The following is a 23,197-nucleotide window of genomic DNA, read 5'->3' on the forward strand; positions in this document are numbered from 1 at the left end:
GCATAAAATATAAACTTCTACTGATTTGTATTTTAAAACTTTAGAATTTTAAATATTATAATTTGAAGTTCCATAATATTCTTCATCATTTACGCTTTCTAGCCAAACCCCGGTACCTTTATCAATTTCTGTAATAATGGTGATATAAGAGAATTTACTAAAAGGTGTTGCGCCATACCAATGCTCAATTCCTGGCAAAATTGTAACCACTTCATCTTTATGAAGCGTTCTTATTTCCCCTCCTTTTTCTTGATAAAAACCTACTCCATTTGTTGCTATAAGCAAATGTAGACTTGCATTACTGTGCCATTTACTTCGTGCGCAAGGCTCAAAAGTTACTTCTTTAATAATGGTATTTTTTGGATGAATTTCACTTGTTTGCTTTTTATAAGATACTTCGCCCGTCATATACGTATTCGGTACTTTTCCTTCTTCAATTACGGCTGTATAATTTGTTGACATAAGTTATTTTTTGAGATTAATTTTTATTTAAAACTGTTGTATTCTTCATCCGTTACAGGTTCTAGCCAGTCTACAATTCCTGTTTCAGTATTAGTACTGATGGCGATATGTGTAAATTCACTGTCTGGTGATGCGCCGTGCCAATGTTTTACTTCTGGCTGAATATTCACTACATCACCCGCCTGAAGTAATTGAATCGGTTTTCCTGCCTCCTGATAATATCCTGTTCCGTGTGTTACAATTAAAATTTGTCCGCCTGGATGTGTGTGCCAGTTATTTCGTGCGCCAGCCTCAAATACTACATTTCCAACAGCAGTATTTAAAACAGGATCATTTGGAACAAGCATTTTTACCCATGCTTTTCCGGTAAAATAATCTGCAGATGCTAAATCTCCTTTTGGAAAAACAGCGGAACTAAATTGACTATCTGATACTTTCATAATTTTCTTGTTTGGAATTATCAGAATCAGAAAACTAAATCGAGAAAGCTAGAGTGCGCTTTATGAAGTATTATTTAGTCTATTAAAAACTGATAAAAGATTAATACTATAATTTCAAGGCAAAAGTAGTTCAAGCCGGCTTTTATAAAATAACAATATTCAAACAAAAAATTAAGAAATTGAAACAATTTTAAGTTCTCAATGATTTTGGAACTGTTCCCGTAAGTCTTTTGAAATAATTATTAAAATAACTAGGATATTCAAACCCAAGCGAATAACCAATATCTGATATACTCCAGTCTGTATGCTGTAATAAAGCTTTTGCTTCGCCAATAATACGTTCTGTAATGTGAGCTGTAGTTGGTTTTCCTGTAACTTCTTTTACAGACCTATTTAAATGATTTACGTGTACAGCAAGACTTTGTGCGTAATCCTGAGGTGTTTTTAGAATCAACGGTTCATTTTTCGTCTCGATAGGAAATTGTCTTTCTAATAATTCTAAAAATAAAGACGTAATTCTTGAAGATGCATTTTTATGCTTGAAGAAGTTCTCTGAAGGCTGCATTTTCATCGATTCGTGAATAATCAAGTTGACGTAACTGCGCATTAAATCGTCTTTAAAAACATAATCCGTTTCATATTCCTTTATCATTTTTTGAAACAAAGAGTCTATAAAAATCTTCTGTTCAGCGTTTAAAGAAAATATTGGCGTTCCTCCTATTTTAAATAAAGGCGATTCGTGAAGTGTTTCTGAACGGTCTTTTGATTTCAGAAATTCTTCTGTAAAAACGCAGGCGTAACCTTCGTAACCTTCAGAAATAGTTTCCCATGAGTAAGGAATAATTGGATTGCCAAAGAACAAAATAGTCCCATCAGTTTCTATTCCGCGATCAGCATATTGTATAATACTTTTGCTGGTATTAATGCATATTTTATAAAAATCCCTGCGGCTGTAAACCGGAATTTTACTTTGATCTCCATTTATTTGATACACTTTAAAACCTTTTAGTTTTAAATCTGAAGTAAAATCGCAACTCTGAGTTTCTATTTGATTATTCATTTTGCAAAGTTATGAAAATCAAATATATTTTTTAATGATTTTATTTTTGATGGACATTGTTTGAAAATTCTCTAAATCTTTATTTTTTATTCAAAATAGAATATAACTGAAAAGTGTCCAAGTTTGTTTCATCACATTATATTAATATATATAAGACAGTATGAAAAAGGCCTTTAAAAATTTAGAATCATTCTATTGGCTATACTTTTTAAAATGATTTTGATTTGATGTAATTTTATATAAAAATTAAACAAACAAAGATTATATGAGTGTTATTAAAGATGAAAAAAAGCTTCTTAACGCCATTAAACGTATCGATGAAAAAATCGATAAGAATAATGACCAAAAGATACTTGCCTTTTTTGAATCTCTTGGATTAACTGAAAGAGAGGATGTACCCAAGAATTTTCTAGATTGGGATACAATTCTTATTGTCGTGCCCGATCGTCACATTTCGCATGAATTAAAATACTATAAATTCTCTATTTCAAGACTTTTCTTTGTTACAAATCCATATGCTGATCAAATTCATATTTATGATTTTGATGAATGGAAAAGTGTTACCCGAAACAAAACACAATTCCAGATTAGAGAAATGATGAAAACAAGTTTTGGCGGAGTTAAAAAATCCGGCGCAGATAACGACTAGTTTTAAATCTCTGAACAGTAATGAAATGGATCACTCGCGAAAGACCAAAAATTGACAGGATCGCCAGTCCGTGGTTGATTAGAAAATTTGTTGACAGTGATGCCGAATTTATTTACGTGCCTTTTAATGAAGTTTTAGAAAAAGCAAAAGAACTAGATGCAATTCCGTTTGACATTCCCGAAGTAGAATTTACCCATTATAATGAAGAATGCACTTTTGATTACATTATAAAAAAGTATCAAATTGTTGATCCTGCGGTTTTAATTATGGCTAAAATTGTTCGCGGCGCGGATACTGACCGCCACGATCTTGCAAAAGAAGCCGCTGGACTTTGGGCAATTTCTGCTGGACTTTCTCATAATATTACTAACGATCCTGAATTATTAGAAACAGGATTAAAGCTTTATGATGCGCTTTACAGCTGGGCAAAACATTTGTATAAACAAAATCATCTTCAAAACAGTCCGTTTGAAAATCTGCTTCATGAAGTATATAAAAAGTTTTTAATCGAGAAAAAAACAAATCAAAAAACACCTTTATGGGTTAAAGATTTAAAAAACATAATTCAAGATCAAATCGATGCACAATTCACTTTTGATCTAAAGAAAATTTCAAATGATTTAGAACTTAATCCTTCCTACTTGTCAAGAGAATTTTCTAAGTATTTTGAAGATTTAAACTTTGGAGAATATGTCCGAAAACTTAGAATTGAGAAAGCTATAAGCCTTATTGAAAGTTCAACTTATACTTTAACTGAAATAGCGTATATGACCGGATTTTCAGATCAAAGTCATTTTACAAGAATATTTAAACTGCAAACAGGTAAGAATCCTTCGTCGTATCGAAAAAACGCACTCAAAAGTAATTCAAATACAAAAGGTAAATAGCGTACTATTTGTAAAATCACATAGTTTATAGTTTTGTTTTTTAAATTAACAAAACTAATATGATTTCATTCAAACACCTTTTTTCTGCTGTTTTATTTTCTTTAAGTTTCAATGCCTTCTCGCAAACTGTTTATCCAAAAATTACTGGTTATTTTGGAATTCTTCATCCGATTGTGACTTTTAGCGATGAACAAACCAATGTAAACTTTAGAGATTATTATGCCGTTGGTTTTCCAACAGGAATCAATATTTGGAAAAATCAAAAAATAGGATTTTCATTTGAAGTTGTTCCTAATATAAAAGTACAAGGAAACAGCGATAAAGTAACCAATTTATTGTTTCATCCCGGCGTTTTGGTTGCCTTAGGACATGGTTACACTTTTGCAGGAAGAGCCGCTTTTGAAAGCAGCGGCAGATACGGTATAACTCCTGTAATTAATAAAACCATCATAAAAAGCGACAATTGCAGTTATTTTGCTGCTATTCCACTGCCTGTTCGTTTTGGTAATAATCATCCCGCTTCTTTTACGATTGGTTTTCAATTTGGAATTGCTTTTTAGAATCTTCTGTAAAAACAGGACTTGAAACAGTTTTATCCGCTCTTTTAACTCATTTAATTTCAAAAACTTTGATGAATTTTTGCTCTAATTTTTTTCTCTTTCTTTCTTCTTTCCATCTTGAATAGAAAATAGCAATAAGAAGAAACAAACTCACAAGTGTAGTTGCCCGCCTAAGGCCTCTGCCAATGAAAAGAAAAAATATATTAATGAATACTAGAAAAACTAATGGAGAGTATTTTGTCCAAAGCAATTGAAATTTGCTGTTTTCTTCAACAACATAATTTACATTAACTCTATTGCCAATATTTTTATAATTTCCTCTTACGATAAAAATGGTTGGAGATGCAGGTGAATTTATTGTTAACCGAAAACTGGTGTCATCAAAAAGACCATAAAAAGGTTTTACTCCACCAAATATAGGAAACAGTCTAAAACGATTAAAATTCACTTTTAAAGAGCCTATTTCTATATTGTTCTGCAATCTTGTACGAAAGTCTGATAAAGAAAGGTTTGATTCCATTTTATGAAGTATCATGGCGCTAACAAACTTTTAATTTTATCTTCTAAAGCCTGTCCATGAATGTTTTTTGCCAATATAATTCCGTTTTTATCAATTAAAAAATTCAACGGAACAGATTGCAGCATATAAGCACCAACAACTGGAGACTGCCAGTATTTTAAATCACTGACATTTGTCCAAGGCAATTTTCCTTTTGCAATTGCCGCTGCCCACAATGCCTTTTTAGTATCCATAGAAACGCCGTAAATGGATAGTTTTTCTGGATAAGTATTGTGTAATTTAAGTAATGATGGTTGTTCTTTGATACAAGGTCCGCACCAAGAAGCCCAAAAATCTACTAATACCAAAGAACCTCTTAAAGAAGAAAGCGCCACAAGATTACCTTTTAAATCTGGAAGATCAATTTCTGGAGCAATATCGCCAACATTAGTACCTACGACCTGTGCTTTTGAACCCGCTATTATGCAAAATAGAAATATGGAAACGAGTAAAGTTTTTTTCATAGCTGATTAAGTTTATTAGTTTGGGGCTTTTAAAACTAAAAGCAAATATAAATTTTCTAATTATTCTTTTAGTTCTTTTTATTGCACTTTCCTCTCCTCTGTCATAAAGTTTTGCTAAAAATTTTTTACTTAATTGGTATATCGGGAAAAGTCGATATATTTGCATCATGGAAAATATAGAAATATTTAAGGCACTCTCTAACAAGTCTAGACTGCAAATGCTGGAATGGCTGAAGGAACCCGAAATAAACTTTCCGGGACAGCTTGAGCATGGTGGATTTGAACACGGAGTTTGTGTGGGACAAATTCAAGCCAAAGCCGGCTTAACACAATCTACAGTATCTGAATACTTGTCTATTTTACAACGCGCCGGATTTATCGAAGCCAAACGTGTTGGACAATGGACTTATTATAAACGCAACGAAGGTGCCTTTGAAGCACTTAGTAAATTAATTCAATCTAATTTGTAAATTACTATGAGTACAAACAACCTGTTTTCACCATTTAACTTAAAAACGTTAAATCTGAAAAACCGAATCGTAATGGCGCCAATGACGCGCTCTTTTTCTCCAAATGGAGTTCCAACTGACGAAGTAGCTTCTTACTACCAAAAAAGAGCTGAAGGTGAAGTTGGTTTAATATTATCTGAAGGAACTGTAATTGACAGACCTTCATCTTCAAATGATGCAAATGTACCTCACTTTTACGGTGAGCAGGCTTTAAACGGCTGGAAAAAAGTGATTGATGAAGTTCATGCTGCCGGCGGACAAATGGGACCGCAAATTTGGCATATGGGAGTTATGGATAATCACCATTCTGGATGGGTTCCTCCGGTTCCTTTTGAAGGACCATCTGGATTGAATCGTCCTGATTTTAAAAATGGAATTTCCCTGTCTGAAAAAGATATTGAAGATACAATTCTAGCTTTTGGTAAAGCCGCTGCTGATGCGAAAAGATTAGGTTTTGATACGATCGAAATTCATGGCGCGCATGGCTATTTAATAGACCAGTTCTTTAGAGCCGAAACCAATTTGCGTACTGATATTTATGGCGGTAAAACATTACCTGAGCGTAATCGTTTTGCTATCGAAGTAGTGAAAGAAATTAGAAAACAAGTTGGTGAAGATTTCGCTGTTATTATGCGTTTTTCTCAATTTAAACCTTCTGATTACAATTATAAATTGGCTAAAAATCCGCAGGAATTAGAAGCCTGGCTTACTCCTCTTGTTGATGCTGGTGTGGATGTTTTACACTGTTCTCAACGCAGATTCTGGGAGCCTGAATTTGAAGGTTCTGATTTGAATTTTGCAGGATGGGCTAAAAAGGTAACTGGAACGCCAACTATTACAGTAGGTTCTGTTGGACTTTCTAGTGATTTCTTTGGTGCATTTGCAGGAGAAAGCTCTGAACCAACTTCTTTAGAGGAATTAAACAGACGTTTCGATAGAGGTGATTTTGATTTAGTTGCTGTTGGAAGACCTCTTTTATCGGATCCAAACTGGGTTGCTAAAATTAAAGAAGGAAAATTAGACCAATTAAAAGGTTTCAGTAAAGAAGCTTTAGGTCAATTGATTTTAGAATAAACTATAAAAGTTATTAATTAAAAAATTATATTTGCAATCGAATGAAATTCTTGAACAGCATATTACGCCTTCCTTTTTTCAGCACTTATTATTATGCAATAATACTTGCTCGGAAAGACTATGCATATAATTCAACGTATTCGCGATTGTAAATTAAACGAATAAATTATATATCAACCTTTAAGCCCGGGCATTTTTGTCCGGGCTTTTTTATTTTCAAAAAATGGAAACAATTCAAAAACTTAAAGAAAATGCAGCAATCTTTCTTCCTGAAAATGGCTTGAAAGAAAAAATAAATCTGGCTGAAAAAGAGAACAGAAAATTAATTATCAAGCTTGGTTTTGATCCAACCGCTCCCGATTTGCATTTGGGTCATGCTGTTGTTTTGAAAAAACTAAAACAATTTCAGGATTTAGGACATCAAATCGTAATTGTAGTAGGAAGCTTTACTGCCAGAATTGGTGATCCTACAGGAAAAAATAAAAGTCGAAAACCATTGAGTACTGAAGAAGTAAAACACAATGCCAATACTTATATTTCGCAATTGTCGAAAATTATTGATGTTGAGAAAGCAAAAATCGTTTTCAATTCAGAGTGGCTGGATGAATTATCTTTTTCTGAAATAATTCAGATTATGTCAAATGTTACAGTTGCTCAACTGATGCACAGAAATGATTTTAACAAACGCTTTTCAGAAAACACACCAATTGCAATGCATGAATTGGTTTACCCCATTTTACAGGGTTTTGATTCTGTAAAAATCAATGCCGACATCGAAATGGGTGGCACAGATCAGTTATTTAATTGTACTATGGGAAGACAATTGCAGGAAAATTTTAACATACCAGGACAAATTGTTATGTGCATGCCATTGCTAAAAGGACTTGACGGAAAAGAAAAAATGAGTAAATCGTTGCACAATACAATTGGATTAATAGACGAACCAAACGAAATGTTTGGAAAAACTATGTCGATTCCAGATGCTCTTATTTTAGAGTTCTTGGAATTGACAACTGATTTTTCATCAGAAGAAAAACAAGAAATCAAAAAAAGATTGGAAAATGATAATCCAATGAATATTAAAAAGTTGATTGCGAAAAATATTATCACTCAGTACCATAATAAAAATAGTGCCGAAGAAGCTGAGAAATTCTTCATTAATCAATTTCAAAATAAAAATTTGGAGTCAAAATCATTTGTCTCGGTTATGATATCTTCTTTAAAAAATGAAAAGAACGAAATAACCTTAATTGATCTTTGTTCTTTAATTAAAAATGACATTACGAAGTCAGCAAACAGAAGATTGATTGAAAGTGGTGCAGTTCAGATTAATAATGAAAAAATTCTAAATCCATTCGAAATGATTTCATTAGAAAAAGAAACAAAAATCAAAATAGGAAAGAGAAATTTCTATGAATTGCTGTAAAATACGAAAGAGATTAAAATATGAAATTTATCCCTTTTTTAATATCTACAACTAACAAAATTAGAAATTCAATATTTTTGTTTTAAGCTCAGAGCAGCAAAGGTTCAAAGGACAAAAAACACTGTCTCTTTGAACCTTTGCTGCTCTGAGCCTTTGTTCCTTACAAAACTAATTATTAGCTACGGCAACTTTAAGTTTTTGATATTTATTTGTAAGCCAATTACGAACTGGCTCATCATAGAATTTCAAACATAATATTGCAATTACAATACTTGCAAATAAAACTCCAATTCCTAATGGATATCCTTCTTTCAAAGTAACTTTGTTATCGGCAACCCAAGCCATATACCAGTAAATTAATGGATAATGTATGATGTAAATTGGATATGAAATATCTCCTAAAGCTTTACAAACTTTAAGCGATACAGGATTTGTGATCTGCCCTCCTGCTCCAATTGCAACAATTATTGGAAACAAAACAATGATACAAAATGATTCGTATAAACCGTTCATCCACAAGCTGTTTTCATCTCCAAGTCTTGGAATACTGAAAATAATGATGATTAAAAGGCTGCAAACCCAGAAAGCACCTTTGATATGAATTAGTTTTCCTAATCGTGACAATAAAACTCCTGCAAAGAATGGATACAACAAACGTGTAAAACCAATATTCATTTGCTCAAGATTTAACGACCAACCTCCAATAACATCACCTTTTGGTCCAAAAACAGTTAAATTGATAAGCATTCCCGCAAATATCAAAACGAAGGTTGATAACACAGTATTTGAAAATTTACGAAAGAATAATGCGTATAAAATATTACCAATATATTCAAAGAATAACGACCACGCCGGTCCATCTAACGGATGCATTTCTCCCCATCCTCTAATTTCTAATGATGGCGGAATTGGCAATAAAGTAAAACCAATTACCATAGTTAAAATTACTTTCCACACTTCCATTCCTGCAATTTGTGGAAACATTACATCTGAAGCTTGAAAATAATAGAAAATAGCTCCTATTATCATTCCCATAATAACCATGGGCTGTAAACGAATTAAACGACGTTTGTAAAACTCCCATTGTGTCAATTTGCCCCAGCGGTCATCGTAAGCATATGCTACAACAAAACCTGATAAAAGAAAAAAGAAATCAACAGCCAAATAACCGTGATTCATAAGTTGTTTAAATCGGCTTCCCTCATTAAAAGCCTCGAAAATGTGAAAAATAACGACTAGAACTGCGGCTACTCCACGTAAACCGTCTAAAATTTCATAATGTTTTTTTGGTTTAATGTCAATAGAAATTGAACTCATAAAATACTTTTTTTTGTGGTTAAAAGATTAATTTATGTTATTTGGCATTGGCTAAAATAGCGCTTTTTTTTACAATTAATGGCTGGTTTTTGACTTAGCTGCAAATTTTCTGCGTTTTTTTTGCAATAAGAAGAAAAAATATAGCAACTTAATATTTATCTGTCAGTCTCTGCTTAAAGCGTACTATTTTTTTGACACTTAAAAAACAGTACGCTTTATTCTACAAAATAGTACAAAGAAGAAATACATTTCTTTCGCATTCTAAACTTTGTGTTTTTCGAATAAGTGAAATACATTTTTAATATTTGAAATCTATGTTTCTATGCGTTAGAATTAATTACCACCGGCAAAGTAAAATAGAAAGCTGTTAAAGTCACCAATTATCTAATTTTCTCAATTAACTACTCTTGGTGATTTTTAAGCCATTCTGCTCTGCGTTGATCAGGTAGATGTTTTACAGAGAAATTTTCAAATTTTGCTTCAAAACCCTTTCCGTCTGGAGAAGCGGCCATTAATCCTACCATCACGGGCTTATTATCCTGCAAAGGTGCATTTCTGGTCATTATATAATTTTTATCGTCGTAAGAGAAAAATACTTCGACAGCATCTAATCTTCTTACTGCTTTTATCCAAATAAAAGGCGGTGCTTTTTCGAGCGTTGTAACACTCCAATCGCTTTTGTCGTGAGTCACTACGGTACTGATATTAAACTTGCCGTCTACAAACTCAACTCCGGTTTTAATATAATTTTTTTCATCAACACGAATCATAAGTCCCATTTGGTCAAAACGAGCAATATAGTTTCCTGTTAATTTTACCTTTACTTCAAACTCTCCCCCGTAATTAGCATAATAAAAAGGGGCGTCATCAACTGTAAAACCATAATGTGAAATACGCCAATAATCACTGTTTGCAGTAACATTCATAATTAAAGCATTGTTTTTAATTTCCCATTTTTCAGGTTCATTAAACCATTGCATTTTGTTTAGGCTTTGCGCCGATAGATTTTGGGCTAAAAACAAAGTCATTGCCCCAAGTAAAGCTTTTTTCATAATAACAATTTAAACAATAAAGTATTTTATTTTTACCCTGTAAGATAGCAAGTTCAATCCTTAAATTAGATAATATCTTAATGATAAGTTTAGTTCAAAAGCAAAGCTGCAACTTTTTACACTTGCAGCTTTACTAACCAACCAATTTAGAAATAATGAAATTATTTAAGTGAAAATCCCACTTTAGATTTTACATCTGTTGAAGAAGCTCCAATAATTGCTTCAAAATCTCCAGGCTCCGCAACCCAGTCATGTTTTTTATCATCAAAGAAACTTAACGCCGTTTTGTCAACCGTAAAAGTTACTGTTTTTTCTTCTCCAGCTTTAAGCGAGATTTTCTCAAAACCTTTTAGTTCTTTTATCGGACGCGGTAATGAAGATTTCAAATCACTAATGTAAAGCTGTACAACTTCTGATCCTTCTCTGCTTCCTGTATTTTTTACTTTTACAGAAAATGTAATTTGATCTCCCGCTGTCATTTGTTTTTTGTCAGCCGTAACTTTTCCGTATGCAAAAGTGGTGTAACTCAAACCATGACCAAACGAGAATAATGGTTTTGCTTTTTGTTTATCAGCCCATCTGTAACCAACAAAAATACTTTCGTTGTATTTTACAGTATCTCCACCCGGAAATTCACCTAAAGCGTGTGCTCCATTGTCTGATAATTTGGCTGGAAAAGTAAAAGAAAGTTTTCCTGATGGATTTGCATCTCCAACTAAAATCGCAGCAAGAGCAGTTCCTGCTTCTGTTCCTAAGAACCAACCTTGTACAATTCCCGGAACTTCTTTAATCCAAGGCATTGCAACTGCATTTCCAGATATATTTACAAAAACGATGTTTTTATTTACTTTGGCTAAATCAGTAATTAATTTATCCTGATTGTACGGAAGTCCAAGTTCTGTGCGGTCGAATCCTTCAGCATCTTGTTTATCGCTTTTGTTTAAACCGCCGATAAAAAGAACAATATCTGCATCTTTAGCTGCCTTTAACGCTTCTGCAGTTAATTCTGCAGGAGAACGTTTGTCTTCTAAGCTTACTTTGGCGATAACTCCATTGTAATCGCTTGTTGGATCTCCTACATAACCACGAGCGTAAACAATTTCAGCTTGACTGCCAATTCTTTTCTTTAAACCTTCAAGAGGTGTAATCTCATATTTTGCTTTAAGCGAAGAACTTCCACCTCCAACAGTCATCATTTTAATTGCATTCTCTCCAATCACCGCAATTTTCTTAGTTTTAGAAAGATTAATTGGCAGGATGTTATTTGTATTTTGAAGTAAAACGATTCCTTCTTCGGCAATTTTACGGCCAGCTTCAGCATGTTCTGGTGTTCCAAAAGATCCAAAAGGACGATTTCTATCCATTGTAGTCAAGAAAGATAAACGTAAAACACGACGAACTTTTTCATCTAGTTCTTTAGTTCCAACTTCACCTTTTCTAATCATTTCTGAATAAGGTTTTGCTAAGAAATAATTATCATAAGCATTACTTGTTCCCCAAGAAAGCCCATTTGTCCAAGAACCAAATTCCATGTCCAAACCATTATGAATAGATTGTTTTGTATCGCTGACACCTCCCCAATCTGAAACTACAGCTCCTTTAAAGCCCCATTCACCGCGCAGAATGTCATTTAATAAAAACTCGTTATGACAACATTGCTGGCCTTTATATTTGTTGTAAGCTCCCATGATTGACCATACGTCGCCTTCTTGTACTGCAGCTTTAAAAGCAGGAAGGTATATTTCGTACAAAGCACGATCATCTACGATTACATCAACAGAATTACGTTTTGTTTCTTGATTGTTTAAAGCAAAATGTTTTACACAAGCCGCTACTCCGTTCGATTGAACTCCTTTGATATAAGGAACAACCATTTTTGAAGCTAAAAACGGATCCTCACCCATATATTCAAAGTTACGACCGTTTAATGGGCTTCTGTATATGTTTACTCCAGGTCCTAATAGTACATTTTTGTTGCGGTAACGTGCCTCTTCTCCAAGTGATTTACCGTATAAATGAGCCAATTCTTTATTCCATGTTGCCGAAAGTGCCGTTAAAGCTGGAAATGCAATACAAGAATCGTTTGTCCAGCCAGCTTGATCCCATTCATCCCATTTTACTTCAGGACGAATCCCGTGAGGTCCGTCAGTCATCCAGTTTTCTGGAATTCCTAATCGCGGCACACCTGGAGAGCTGAATTTTGACTGCGCATGAATCATGGCGATTTTTTCCTCGATTGTCATTCGCGAAAGCGCATCCTCTACACGTTCACTAATTGGCTTTTTATCATCTAGATAAACAGGAACTTTATTTTGTGCATTCAATCCGAATGAACTCAATAAAACTAAAACAACGATTGTTTTAACGTTTTTAAACATAACTATTAATTATTTAAGCATTCAATTTAATTAAAGACACAAGTAATCATTTTGCACCTTTTAATAATATTGTAAAACTAAAACGTTATAGTTCGTGTTAGATTTTTAAACGAAAAAAAGTAGTGAATTAAAAATATAAAATATTGATTATTAATATTTTAATAAAAATTAAGAAGCTAAAAAAGTAGTGGTTTTAAAACAAAAAACTATGCTTTTTGTGTAATCAAACCAATTTTTATGACCATTTCCTCAAAATCATTTCTCGAAACTGCTGCTTTATTACGAGCTCTTGTTCGATAATTGTAAATTGTGCTTAAAGAATAGCGAAGAAATGCCGCAATCTTAACGCTGTCTGTAATTCCAAGTCGGATTAATGCAAAAATACGAAGCTCTGTATTTAGTAATTCTCCCTGTTTTAAAACGATCTGTTCCTCCTTGATCAAAAGCGCATTAAAGTCTTTTACAAACGTTGGATATAAATTCAAGAAAATAATATCAAAGTTTTTATACAACTCTTCAAGCTCATTATCTACAAGAGTCGTAGATTTTAGAATTTTATAAATCTCATCGAATTGTTTTGCTGTAGCTTTCTTATTCAGAATGATTCGGTAATTTTCTAATTTATTGATGTAAGTTGAACAAAGACTGAAAAAATGAGCAATATACTCCTCTTTAATATGGTTTGATTCTGATAATTGCGCGTTACGCTCTTGTAACTGCTTGTTTGTTTTGGAGATATCTTGATTTAATTCTGCTAATTTCTGACTTGTTTCATAAAGTTCTCCACGAATTTTAGAAACTCTTTTCATTTGTTTGTAAACATAAATCACAGCTACAATCAAAAAAGCCGATAATAAACTGATACATAACAAATACAGCTGCAATTCTGTTTTACGTTTCGCCTCTTTTTCTAAATAAACGGTATTAATAATCGAATATACTTCAGACATTAATAAGGTCCGAAATTGTACATTGCAGTAAAGAGCATCTTCAATAGCTGATTGTGTAAGTTTGTAAGCCATATCGACATCTTCTATTTCATAAAAAACTAAAGCCAGTTCCTGAATAGACGCATTGTCTTTGTTTACATTTTTAATATCTGCGGTGGCTGACAGCGCATAGTATTTTTTTTGTAATTCTACTTGATGTGTCTGCTCATAAATTTTCCCCAATAAATAGGTTATCATCGCATATTGAGGCTCTTCTTCCTTTGAATTTTTCAATAGAAAAAGCAGCTGTTTTTGAGCACTTGACAATTTTTTATGATAAATATCCTGCTGGATTTTATTGATCTTATAAGTTATTGATTGCGGATCTAAAACGGTTAATAAAGAATCTCTATATTTTTGTATCTGTTCAATATACTGAATACTATAACTGTTGGCCGCATAGTGCTCAAAAAACTCGCGATAAGCGATGAAATAATTTGGCAGTAAATTTTTTGATAATTTACTTTTGTCGATACTTTTTAAAATGGCTTCAGATTCGCGATATTTTCCTGATGAAGAATAAAGTGTTACTAACTGTAATTGAGCCAAATGCAGTAAATCCTTGTTTTGAAGCTGATCTGCAATTTTCAAGTTCTTTTTTACATAGAAAATAGCTGAATCAGAATTGAATTTTTGATATTCTGTATATAATGTTTTGTTGTAATTGTATTCCTGTTCCTTTGTTAAACTATCCGATTTAATCTTTTTGAAGTTTAAAATTCGCTCTTCTTTAAGTTTAACGTAATGTTCTTTGTTTTCTAAAGCACGATTTAGTTTAGCTAAAATATCATCAATGCTGTCGGCAGCAAATACGGGAACGTTTACAAAAACGAATAATAAAAACAGTAAATATTTTTTCAAGTTGATTTAAGGTAAATAAGAGTTACAAATATAATAAAGTATTCACATTGCTCTTGTTCCTAAATATTTTATTTAAAAAACTAGGAGAAACATAGTTCGGAGGCTTTGGGCACTTTCATTACCTTCAGGGATTTTTATTTGAACACCAGTTGGTACTGAATTTTTATTTGTTTTGAAAGCTCCAGCGGAGCATTTTTTTTAATGCTACAACTTTGAAATTGGCGCAGACAAACAACTTTCAGGAATATCGAAAGCATTTACGAGAGCCAAAGCATCTGGACGAATATCCCAACATAATTGATTTACCATTTTCCTGATGGCTTTTGTTTTTACCGCTTCCATATATCCATCTTCAAGAAACCAAGCTTTGTTTTTCTCTAATTGAGAAAGTGCATACAACTGACTTAATTTTGTCAATATTTCTTTTGTTTTTAAATCTTCTACAGCTTTAACAGCGATTTGAAACTGTTCTAAAACTACTCTTTCTAAGTAAGCTTGAGACACATCTATCATTTGATGCTGCACTACATTAAACGCATCATAAGTATCTAAACCTTCATCAATTAACCTTTTTATACGTTTTGCTGCCGATGCTAGAATTGTTTTTTCTCTGTGAATGAAAGCCTGTAAATGGAATTCTCCATCAAGTAAATGCTCGTCTTCTGTTCTGCGAGTGGCAATTGGGTTCTTTTCGGTAATTGCAGTCTTTGCATTTTCATACACATAATTTATAATTCCCAGTGATCCCATTTCGCCAAAGGATTTTCTAAATTCAGATAAACGATTTTTGGCTGTTAACTGCATTAAAACGGTATTATCACCTTCAAAAGTGGTGTATATTTCGGTGTCATTTTTTAACGCATCAATTCTGTTCTCAGACAGATATCCTTTTCCGCCGCAAGCTTCACGGCATTCCTGCAGAATATCTCTTGTGCTCCAAGTTGAATATGATTTCAAACCAGCCGCCAATGCTTCAATTTCCTGCATTTCAGCTTCTGTTCTACTCAAGAATCTATTAGTGAGATATTGCAGAGCAAAATGAACAGCATACGTTTTTGCCAAATGCGGCAGTAAACGGCGCTGATGAATTCTGTAATTTAAAATTGGAACTTCTGATCCGCCTTCTGGTCCAAATTGTCGACGTTGATCGCTGTAACGAATCGCAATTGTTAATCCTGATTTTGCTGCTGATAAGGCTGAACGCGGAATCCCAATTCTTCCGCCAACTAGAGTTCCTAACATCGTAAAAAAGCGTCTGTTATCACTCGGTATCGGACTTTCAAATTCTCCTTTATCATTTACTGAAGCAAATCGATCGAGCATATTTTCTTTCGGAATTACCACATTATCAAAGCTGATGGTTCCGTTATCAACACCGTTCAAGCCCATTTTATGACCACAATCTCCTATCTTAATTCCGTTTAAAGTATTTCCATCTGCATCTCTTAGCGGAACTATAAAAGCATTTACACCATAATCATGGTCGTCAATAATTAGTTTTGCAAAAACAGTTGCCATTTGACCATGAACTGCAGCGTTGCCAATGTATTCTTTTTGAGCATTTTTGTTTGGCGTATGAACTGCAAAAGTTTGATCGTTATGATTGTAAGTTGCAGTAGTTTCCAATCCTTTTACATTAGATCCATGATGTGTTTCGGTCATTGCAAAACATCCTGGAAGTTTTAAAGAACCAATATCTTTTAGATATTTAGCATAATGTTTCTCTGTTCCAAGAGATTGTACACTCATTCCCCAAAGTCCAAATTGAACTCCAAATTTTATTACCAAACTCAAATCATGATAACTCAATGTTTCCATAATGGCAAAATAGTCTGCTATATTTTCTCCTCCGCCATATTGCTTTGGATATGCCATATTTCCAAGATTTTCATCTGCTAAAATTTTACACCATTTATATACTGTTTGACGGTAAACATTAATATCTGTAGAAGTTTCATAAGCAAACTCAGGCTTTGAAAGGATTGATTTTACTCTATTAATAATTGAAGCTTCTTTGCCGTTTAAAATTGCCGTTAACTGTCGAACATCAAAATTGTTTGTCGTTTGAGAGTTAACTGTTAGTGAATCTGATTTTGTTCTAAAATTCTGAATTACCTCTTCTCCCAGAATTCCAAGATCATTCTCTAGTTTTGCAAAATCAGCTTCTAAAGTCGAAATATCTAAGTCTTTCTCTGAAAGTGCAACGGCAATGTCAAAAATGGATTTTATCGACGATTTGTCTTTTATATTAGCTTCAATATCTGATTTCCACTGTGTGAGCTCATTTCGTGAAGGCGGATTTGAAATATCAACTTTTGAAAGAAGATATTCTTGTTCTTCGGTCGAAAGGTTTTTTTGAGATTTTATAAATTCTTTTAACGTAGCGAATTCTTTTTGAGTTAAAAGATCATCAGACCACACTAAATAAAACAATGGAATAAAAGCTTGAAGTTTGGCGTTTTTCATATAAATTGGGATTCGGTTTTGTAATAACTTTTTTTTCACAGATTTCACAGATTAAAAGGATCACTTTTTTGTGTTGAATAATAGTCACGAATTACACAAATTTTCACAAATCCAAATTGATTTAAAAAAATTAGTATGAATAAAAAATTTGCGAAAATTTGTGTAATTCATGGCTGAAAAATCAATTTAATCTGTAAAATCGGTGGTCTATACTTCACATATTACTGCATAAAAAAACAGGAATGAAAAATACTCATTCCTGTTTAAACATCCTGTTAAGATTCTGGTAATTTATATTTTAAACCAATAAAAAATATAAAAAACGGCTTTTATTTTGAACCTTTGGATACTGGGATTAATTTTTGCTTTATTGCAAAAATATGATGTGAATTAAAAACCAATACTGCAAGAAATACAATTCCGTATGCGATAATTTGAGTAGATCCAATTGGCTCTTTATAAAAGAATGCAGCCAAGAGAAATGCAATCATCGGATTAATATTCAAAAGCATCCCAACTGTTGAAGAATTAATGCCTGAAAGTGCGTATAAATTAAGGAATAACGGAAAAATCGTAAACAAAATGGCAATGGTTTCAATACAGAAATAAAACTTAAACTCTGTTGGAACCTGTCCGCTGTAAGCAGGATAAAAAGGCAGTAAAAATAAAGCTGCCAATGTAATATGGAATGTTAAGACTATAAATTTATCAAACCCTTTATTGATACGCTGGCTTACTAAATAAGAGGCGTAAGTAAATCCGATTATAATACTGAAAACCATATCCATAATGTTAGTATAAGATAAAAGCAGACAGCCCGAAATACTTAAGCCAACAGCCATCCATTGTGTTTTGCTAAGTTTTTCATGCAAAATAAAATAAGCTAATAAAGTGGTTAAAATTGGACATACTAAGTAAGCTAATGAAGTTGCTTTTACACTAACATGATTCATTACATAAATAAATGTGAACCAGTTTGCCATTAAAAAAACGCTTCCCCCAATATTTAATAAAATACTTCTTCGTTTTTCAAAAACCGGCATTGCTTTAAAAACAGCTATGGTTTCTTTAATTTTCTTTCTTCTAAAAGTAAACGAAATCAAAAGCATTAGAATACTGCAGCTGAAAACACGATAAAATAATATATCCAATGATGGATACTCATGTATTGGCTTTAAAACCAAACTAAAAAATCCCCAGATTACAAAACATGTAATGGCTGCGATGTAGTATTTTGTTGTTTTCATCTGGATATTATTTATACTTTTTTTGATGAAACAAATTTCTTAAAAATTATACAGCAATACAGATACAGTTTTTGTAAATTGCACCATAACAGTTTTTTTTTATGAAAGATTCGAATTACTTGTATTTGCAGTTTGCGAACCGAATTGAAAAACAGATTAAATCTGGTGTTTTGAATGTGGGCGATAAACTGCCTTCTATACGTGAAGTTTGCGCAGAAACAGGCTACAGCATGAGTACCGTAAGCAAAGCATATTACGAAGTCGAAAGCAGATCGCTGATAGAATCGAGACCTCAATCTGGTTATTATGTAAGTAATATTTCGGCTAGAACGATTCCTGAGCCGTCACCAAGCAGTCCTATCTTAAAATGTGAAAATATCGACCGTGAAGATTTGATTGATCAGGTTTATGGAAACATGACTGATAAAAATATTACAATGCTGTCTTTAGGTTTTCCATCGAATGAGCTGCTTCCTATTGCTAAACTGAATAAAGGAATGGTTCAAGCCATGCGACAGCTTCCAAACAGCGGAACGAGTTACGAACAAGTTCAAGGAAACTTAAATTTGCGAAAAGAAATTGCGCGCTGGTCGTATACTTGGGGCGGATCTTTGACTGAACATGATATAATTACAATGCCAGGCTGTACTAGTGCAATCTCACATTGTTTAATGACTTTGACAAAACCAGGAGATACTATTATTACTGAAAGTCCAGCGTATTTTGGAATTTTACAATTGGCAAAATCGTTGGGTTTATATATTATGGAATTGCCAACAAATATGACTACTGGTATAGAATTGGAAGCTTTAAAAAAAGCTCTTTCTTCAAAGAAAGTAAAACTTTGTTTGTTGATGAGCAATTTCAGTAATCCATCTGGAAGTATGATGCCGGCTGAACATAAAATAGAAGTGGTTCGATTAATGGAATTTTACAATATTCCGCTGATTGAAGATGATATTCATGGCGATTTGTATTTTGGTTCCAGTCGTCCAACAAACTGTAAAACTTATGACGAAAGCGGTATTGTGCTTTGCTGCAGCTCTGTTTCTAAAACACTTGCGCCGGGTTATCGTGTAGGCTGGGTTTCGCCTGGGAAGTTTAAAAAACAAATTTTACGAAATAAAATATACCACAGCCTCTCCTCGCCTACAATTACACATGAAGTTGTGGGGGATTTTCTTAAAAATGGACGTTATGAGAATCATCTTCGTAAAATTCGTCAAATTTTAAATCGTAATTGTAATAATTATATAAACACGATTTTAGAATCTTTTCCCGCAGGAACAAAAGTAAGTCAGCCTCAAGGCGGTTTTTTTCTATGGATTGAACTTGATAAAAGCATCGATACCGCTGCATTGTATCAGTTAGCGATGAAACATAATATTAGTATTGCTCCAGGAAGAATTTTTTCTTTTCAAGATCAATTTTCAAATTGTATGCGTCTGAGTTTTGGTCTTCCTTGGACAAATGAACTTAGAGAATCGATACAAATTTTAGGAAAACTCGCTGCCAAATAAATAATTTAACAAACAAAAAAAAAGCTGAACAGCATAAATATATACTGTCCAGCCAACAATTAAGAAACTAAAATTCAAAATATTATAAAACGAAATAAGCGTCTTTCTCGACTTTTACAGGTTCATCTTTTAAATCAAATTCTTTTATAATATCAAATTCACTTTGATACTCGTTAAGCATTTGTTTGATATTTCTTTCTATTGTGTTTGCAATAGTTGTTACAGGTGTGTCTGAAGGTCTGTTTTCAAAAGGATCCTGCAAGTGAATTGCCATTCTTTCTATTAAAAAGAAAGCTGCCGAAATTGCGGTAATTAACGGAATTGCAAACCAGCTTAATACGCTTGTCAAGCCAAATGGAAGCAGGAAAATAAACAAACATAAGGTCAATCTAATGTACATACTGTAAGTAGTTGGGAAAATTGTATTTTTAATTCTCTCACATTTACCCATTTCATCACATAATCTAGACAATGTGTTATCAATTTCTACTTGCTGATACATATTGATTCGCTTTTCGTTCTTAGCATTTCTAAGATCTCGAGCATGCAGCATTAAAATGGCATTTGGTATATTTTGATGATTTTTAATATAACGTAGTTCTTCTTCGCTTACCAAACCTTCAAGTGGTTTTATAGCATCTTTATTTCGCAATGCCTGACCTAAACTATAACACCATGCGATTTGTCTTTTGGCAAAGTTCTCTTTGAATTCGCTCGCTTTAACAGAAAAATCTGGATCTTTATAAAACGTCAATACTTGACGAATTAAGGTTCTTGAATCGTTTACAATTGCTCCCCAAACAATCCTCGCTTCCCACCATCTGTCGTAAGCCTGATTAGACTTAAAAGCTAATAGTAAGGAAATAATTGTTCCAATCATTGTTGGAATCGCAATTGGAATATCTACAGGAAGGTTAATAAAATAGTGATGAAAAATTTCAAATAGTATGGTATAAGTCAATACCAAGGCAATTTCTACTTTAATTTTCCCGAGAACATACTTCATTGGTATTCTTTTCTTTAATAACATATCGTCGGTTTTAATTAAATTAATTATTTAAAAGAGATTTGATTTAAACCAACTCTTCGTACAACGAAAGAACAGGAAGTCCTAGTCGCTCATTGATACTTTCTTTTTTAGTTTTCTTAAATTTGATTTTCTCTCCTTTACGAGTTTCCACAAGCAAATCAATATCATATTTTGAAATTGCTTCGTTTAGATATGGAGCCATATCTTCATAATTATCATCGATTTTTGAAGTTTGGCTTACAATTTCATATGAAAAATTATCATTCAAAAATTGCTGAACATCTTTAATGTGCATATTTGCCTTACCGTTTTCGATATATAGTGCTTTATTGAAATCGTTTTTAGGCTGTTCAATTCCTAAGTGCAGAATTGGGCATTTTTGGTTTCCAGCCAATTGCGTTAAATACTGATGAATACGTTTGGTCTCTTTTTTATAAGAATGAGTTAAGATGACCAATTTAACAGAAAAATTGTCTATAATACCTCTAAAAATTGGTGACGAAAGACCGTACTGATTGTGGATTTTAATTTTGCAGTTTTGCGTATGACCAATCATGTATCTGCAAGTTTCTAAAACTTCTTCTTGGCTTCTTGATAGTCCAGTTCTCATTTCACGTAAAAAATGAGAAGAAGAAAAAGTATCCGGAGTATCAGAAACCATCATTAAAATGATTTCGCACTCCGATTCTTTTGCTTGATTAATAGCAGCATTTACTGCGCTGATTGTATCGTCTTTTAATGTAGTAGGTATAAGGAAATTTTTCATAAGTATAATCTTTTAGTTTATACATACAAAATAACTCCTTGGAAATTAGATCGTTCTTAAGCTCTAATTAGCTTTTTCTAAGATTCAACATTAGAATTTTTAATGTTATTCTTTTTGATTTTTGATTTATTAAAGATTATGGTAACGATAGTTCCCTTATTTTGCTCGGATTGCACCTGAATTTCTCCATCGTGCATGCGAATAATTTTTGAAGCTAAAGGAAGTCCTAAACCATAGCCAATATACTTGGCAGCAATTTTACCTCTAAAGAAAGGTTCGTATAAATGAGGAATATCTTCAGGAGGAATCCCGATTCCGATATCATTAATAGAAATTTTAATAAAATCCTGATTAACGGTAAGCACAACAAAAACCTCATTATTATCTGAATATTTTACTCCATTGGTAATAATATTATTAATAGCGAGTTCTAAAAGAGGTTTATTGCAAGGCAGCAGTAATAAACTTGAATCTTTTGGAGCAAAATTCAACTTGATGCTTACGCGGTTATCTGGGAAAATTTTATCTAAATCAGATTTAACGTCTAATAACAATTCGTCAATTCTGGCAATATCTAAAACTTGTTTTTTTCCGTCATAACCTGTTTGTGTAAGCTTAAGTAAACTTTCCGTTAAGTTTCCTAATCTTGATGCCTGACTATAGATATTTTCTAGAGATTGAACGTACTCTTTTACTTCACGTTCTTTAAGAAGCATAATTTCTGCTTCGGCAATTATTGTTGTAATTGGTGTTTTTAATTCGTGAGAAGCATTATTAATAAAATTAGCCTGTATTTCAAAAGAAGTTTCTAAACGATCCAGCATATCATTAAAGGTTTCTGTAAGATCTGAGATCTCATCAGAATTTTTGACTTCAGGAAGACGATTGTGCAAGTTTGATGCACTTATTCGATTTACCTCTTTAATAATTCGCGCTACTGGATTAATAACTCGTTTGGCTAAAAATTGTCCTAGAAAGAATGCTAAAAACATGAAGGCAATACCGCCAACGATTAATATTTTTACAATATATATAGAAGTAGTTTTTCCTTGACGGTCTCGCGCACCAACAATTACTATATATTTTTGATTTCCTTCTTTAAAAATCTGTCCTAAATAATATTTGCTGTTTATTTCATAATAGTTTCTTCCTGTTTCTAATATAGTAGAATAAAATTCATTAGGAAGATTTAAGTCGGTATTGTAATCAAAGCTGTTTGCGCTGTTTACTTTAAGCACATACTCCTCCTCCTCGATAAGTTCTTCGAGTCCGTTTTTCTTTAAATTACTGTAATATTTTATCTTTTCGGGATCATTTTGAAAATGAATAGAGGACACAATTTTTGCCCTGTCATCTAATCGTTTCAAAAAATGATAACGATTGTTTTCTCTAAACAAAACAAAAACAAGTACACTTAAAAGTAAGGTACTAAAAGTTGAAAGCGCTACATAGGTTAAAGTAATTTTTTTTCTTATATCCAT

21 protein-coding genes are annotated in these 23,197 nt (G+C 32.8%); 7 read left to right on the top strand and 14 right to left on the bottom strand.

Features of this window, described 5'->3' with window-relative positions:
• Nucleotides 1-48: 48 nt before the first annotated feature.
• The 3 genes from NLG42_RS17035 to NLG42_RS17045 all read right to left on the bottom strand — a co-directional run bounded on the left by NLG42_RS17035 (nucleotide 49) and on the right by NLG42_RS17045 (nucleotide 1,962).
• Complete coding sequence (locus NLG42_RS17035) at nucleotides 49-462, bottom strand: cupin domain-containing protein (protein ID WP_089057755.1); 414 nt, start codon at nucleotides 460-462, stop codon at nucleotides 49-51.
• Nucleotides 463-485: 23 nt separating this feature from the next.
• On the bottom strand, nucleotides 486-902 hold the full coding sequence (locus NLG42_RS17040) for a (R)-mandelonitrile lyase (RefSeq protein ID WP_257681660.1): 417 nt from the start codon (nucleotides 900-902) through the stop codon (nucleotides 486-488).
• 190 nt (nucleotides 903-1,092) lie between these two features.
• The gene (locus tag NLG42_RS17045) at nucleotides 1,093-1,962 is read right to left on the bottom strand and encodes a helix-turn-helix domain-containing protein (RefSeq protein ID WP_257681661.1); all 870 of its coding nucleotides are present in this window, start codon (nucleotides 1,960-1,962) and stop codon (nucleotides 1,093-1,095) included.
• A gap of 265 nt (nucleotides 1,963-2,227) precedes the next feature.
• Here NLG42_RS17045 and NLG42_RS17050 point away from each other — a divergent pair, with 265 nt between their 5' ends.
• From NLG42_RS17050 to NLG42_RS17060, 3 genes are read left to right on the top strand one after another with little or no spacing between them, the layout of a single operon-like run.
• Nucleotides 2,228-2,611: a hypothetical protein gene (locus tag NLG42_RS17050; RefSeq protein WP_089057752.1), complete on the top strand. Its 384-nt coding sequence runs from the start codon at nucleotides 2,228-2,230 to the stop codon at nucleotides 2,609-2,611.
• A 20-nt stretch (nucleotides 2,612-2,631) separates the two neighbouring features.
• Complete coding sequence (locus tag NLG42_RS17055) at nucleotides 2,632-3,498, top strand: chromate resistance protein ChrB domain-containing protein (RefSeq protein ID WP_257681662.1); 867 nt, start codon at nucleotides 2,632-2,634, stop codon at nucleotides 3,496-3,498.
• A gap of 59 nt (nucleotides 3,499-3,557) precedes the next feature.
• Nucleotides 3,558-4,058: a hypothetical protein gene (locus NLG42_RS17060; protein ID WP_099718334.1), complete on the top strand. Its 501-nt coding sequence runs from the start codon at nucleotides 3,558-3,560 to the stop codon at nucleotides 4,056-4,058.
• A 49-nt stretch (nucleotides 4,059-4,107) separates the two neighbouring features.
• Here NLG42_RS17060 and NLG42_RS17065 read toward each other — a convergent pair whose 3' ends face one another.
• Both NLG42_RS17065 and NLG42_RS17070 read right to left on the bottom strand, forming a co-directional pair.
• Nucleotides 4,108-4,578 carry a hypothetical protein gene (locus NLG42_RS17065; RefSeq protein WP_089057750.1) on the bottom strand — a complete coding sequence of 157 codons (471 nt, stop codon included), beginning with the start codon at nucleotides 4,576-4,578 and terminating at the stop codon, nucleotides 4,108-4,110.
• 11 nt (nucleotides 4,579-4,589) lie between these two features.
• Nucleotides 4,590-5,081, bottom strand: a complete 492-nt coding sequence (locus tag NLG42_RS17070; protein WP_257681663.1) for a TlpA family protein disulfide reductase — start codon at nucleotides 5,079-5,081, stop codon at nucleotides 4,590-4,592.
• A gap of 167 nt (nucleotides 5,082-5,248) precedes the next feature.
• Here NLG42_RS17070 and NLG42_RS17075 point away from each other — a divergent pair, with 167 nt between their 5' ends.
• From NLG42_RS17075 to tyrS, 3 genes are all read left to right on the top strand, one after another.
• Nucleotides 5,249-5,551, top strand: coding sequence for an ArsR/SmtB family transcription factor (locus NLG42_RS17075; RefSeq protein ID WP_012025367.1), 303 nt, complete (start codon nucleotides 5,249-5,251; stop codon nucleotides 5,549-5,551).
• A gap of 6 nt (nucleotides 5,552-5,557) precedes the next feature.
• Complete coding sequence (locus tag NLG42_RS17080) at nucleotides 5,558-6,664, top strand: NADH:flavin oxidoreductase (RefSeq protein ID WP_257681664.1); 1,107 nt, start codon at nucleotides 5,558-5,560, stop codon at nucleotides 6,662-6,664.
• Nucleotides 6,665-6,887: 223 nt separating this feature from the next.
• Nucleotides 6,888-8,090: a tyrosine--tRNA ligase gene (gene tyrS / locus NLG42_RS17085; protein WP_257681665.1), complete on the top strand. Its 1,203-nt coding sequence runs from the start codon at nucleotides 6,888-6,890 to the stop codon at nucleotides 8,088-8,090.
• 168 nt (nucleotides 8,091-8,258) lie between these two features.
• Here tyrS and NLG42_RS17090 read toward each other — a convergent pair whose 3' ends face one another.
• The 6 genes from NLG42_RS17090 to NLG42_RS17115 form a co-directional block, all read right to left on the bottom strand.
• Nucleotides 8,259-9,407 carry an acyltransferase family protein gene (locus NLG42_RS17090; RefSeq protein ID WP_257681666.1) on the bottom strand — a complete coding sequence of 383 codons (1,149 nt, stop codon included), beginning with the start codon at nucleotides 9,405-9,407 and terminating at the stop codon, nucleotides 8,259-8,261.
• Nucleotides 9,408-9,808: 401 nt separating this feature from the next.
• The gene (locus tag NLG42_RS17095; protein ID WP_099718341.1) at nucleotides 9,809-10,459 is read right to left on the bottom strand and encodes a DUF1349 domain-containing protein; all 651 of its coding nucleotides are present in this window, start codon (nucleotides 10,457-10,459) and stop codon (nucleotides 9,809-9,811) included.
• 161 nt (nucleotides 10,460-10,620) lie between these two features.
• A complete protein-coding gene (locus tag NLG42_RS17100) occupies nucleotides 10,621-12,837 on the bottom strand; it encodes a glycoside hydrolase family 3 C-terminal domain-containing protein (RefSeq protein ID WP_257681667.1) in 2,217 nt (738 codons plus the stop codon).
• A gap of 206 nt (nucleotides 12,838-13,043) precedes the next feature.
• On the bottom strand, nucleotides 13,044-14,687 hold the full coding sequence (locus NLG42_RS17105) for a DUF6377 domain-containing protein (protein ID WP_099718343.1): 1,644 nt from the start codon (nucleotides 14,685-14,687) through the stop codon (nucleotides 13,044-13,046).
• A gap of 204 nt (nucleotides 14,688-14,891) precedes the next feature.
• A complete protein-coding gene (locus NLG42_RS17110; RefSeq protein ID WP_257681668.1) occupies nucleotides 14,892-17,153 on the bottom strand; it encodes an acyl-CoA dehydrogenase family protein in 2,262 nt (753 codons plus the stop codon).
• A 329-nt stretch (nucleotides 17,154-17,482) separates the two neighbouring features.
• Nucleotides 17,483-18,400 (bottom strand): EamA family transporter, encoded by a 918-nt coding sequence (locus NLG42_RS17115; protein ID WP_257681669.1) that lies wholly within the window; start codon nucleotides 18,398-18,400, stop codon nucleotides 17,483-17,485.
• A 101-nt stretch (nucleotides 18,401-18,501) separates the two neighbouring features.
• Between NLG42_RS17115 and NLG42_RS17120 the strand changes: the two genes are divergently transcribed.
• Nucleotides 18,502-19,920, top strand: a complete 1,419-nt coding sequence (locus NLG42_RS17120; protein WP_257681670.1) for an aminotransferase-like domain-containing protein — start codon at nucleotides 18,502-18,504, stop codon at nucleotides 19,918-19,920.
• Between the two features lie 82 nt (nucleotides 19,921-20,002).
• Here the strand turns inward: NLG42_RS17120 and NLG42_RS17125 are convergent, their stop codons facing one another.
• The 3 genes from NLG42_RS17125 to NLG42_RS17135 form a co-directional block, all read right to left on the bottom strand.
• Nucleotides 20,003-20,950, bottom strand: coding sequence for a bestrophin family protein (locus NLG42_RS17125; RefSeq protein WP_089057740.1), 948 nt, complete (start codon nucleotides 20,948-20,950; stop codon nucleotides 20,003-20,005).
• 43 nt (nucleotides 20,951-20,993) lie between these two features.
• Nucleotides 20,994-21,716, bottom strand: coding sequence for a hypothetical protein (locus tag NLG42_RS17130; RefSeq protein ID WP_089057739.1), 723 nt, complete (start codon nucleotides 21,714-21,716; stop codon nucleotides 20,994-20,996).
• A 77-nt stretch (nucleotides 21,717-21,793) separates the two neighbouring features.
• Nucleotides 21,794-23,197: a HAMP domain-containing sensor histidine kinase gene (locus NLG42_RS17135; RefSeq protein WP_089057738.1), complete on the bottom strand. Its 1,404-nt coding sequence runs from the start codon at nucleotides 23,195-23,197 to the stop codon at nucleotides 21,794-21,796.

It is taken from the genome of Flavobacterium plurextorum, from assembly GCF_024638035.1.
GTDB classification, from domain to species: domain Bacteria; phylum Bacteroidota; class Bacteroidia; order Flavobacteriales; family Flavobacteriaceae; genus Flavobacterium; species Flavobacterium plurextorum.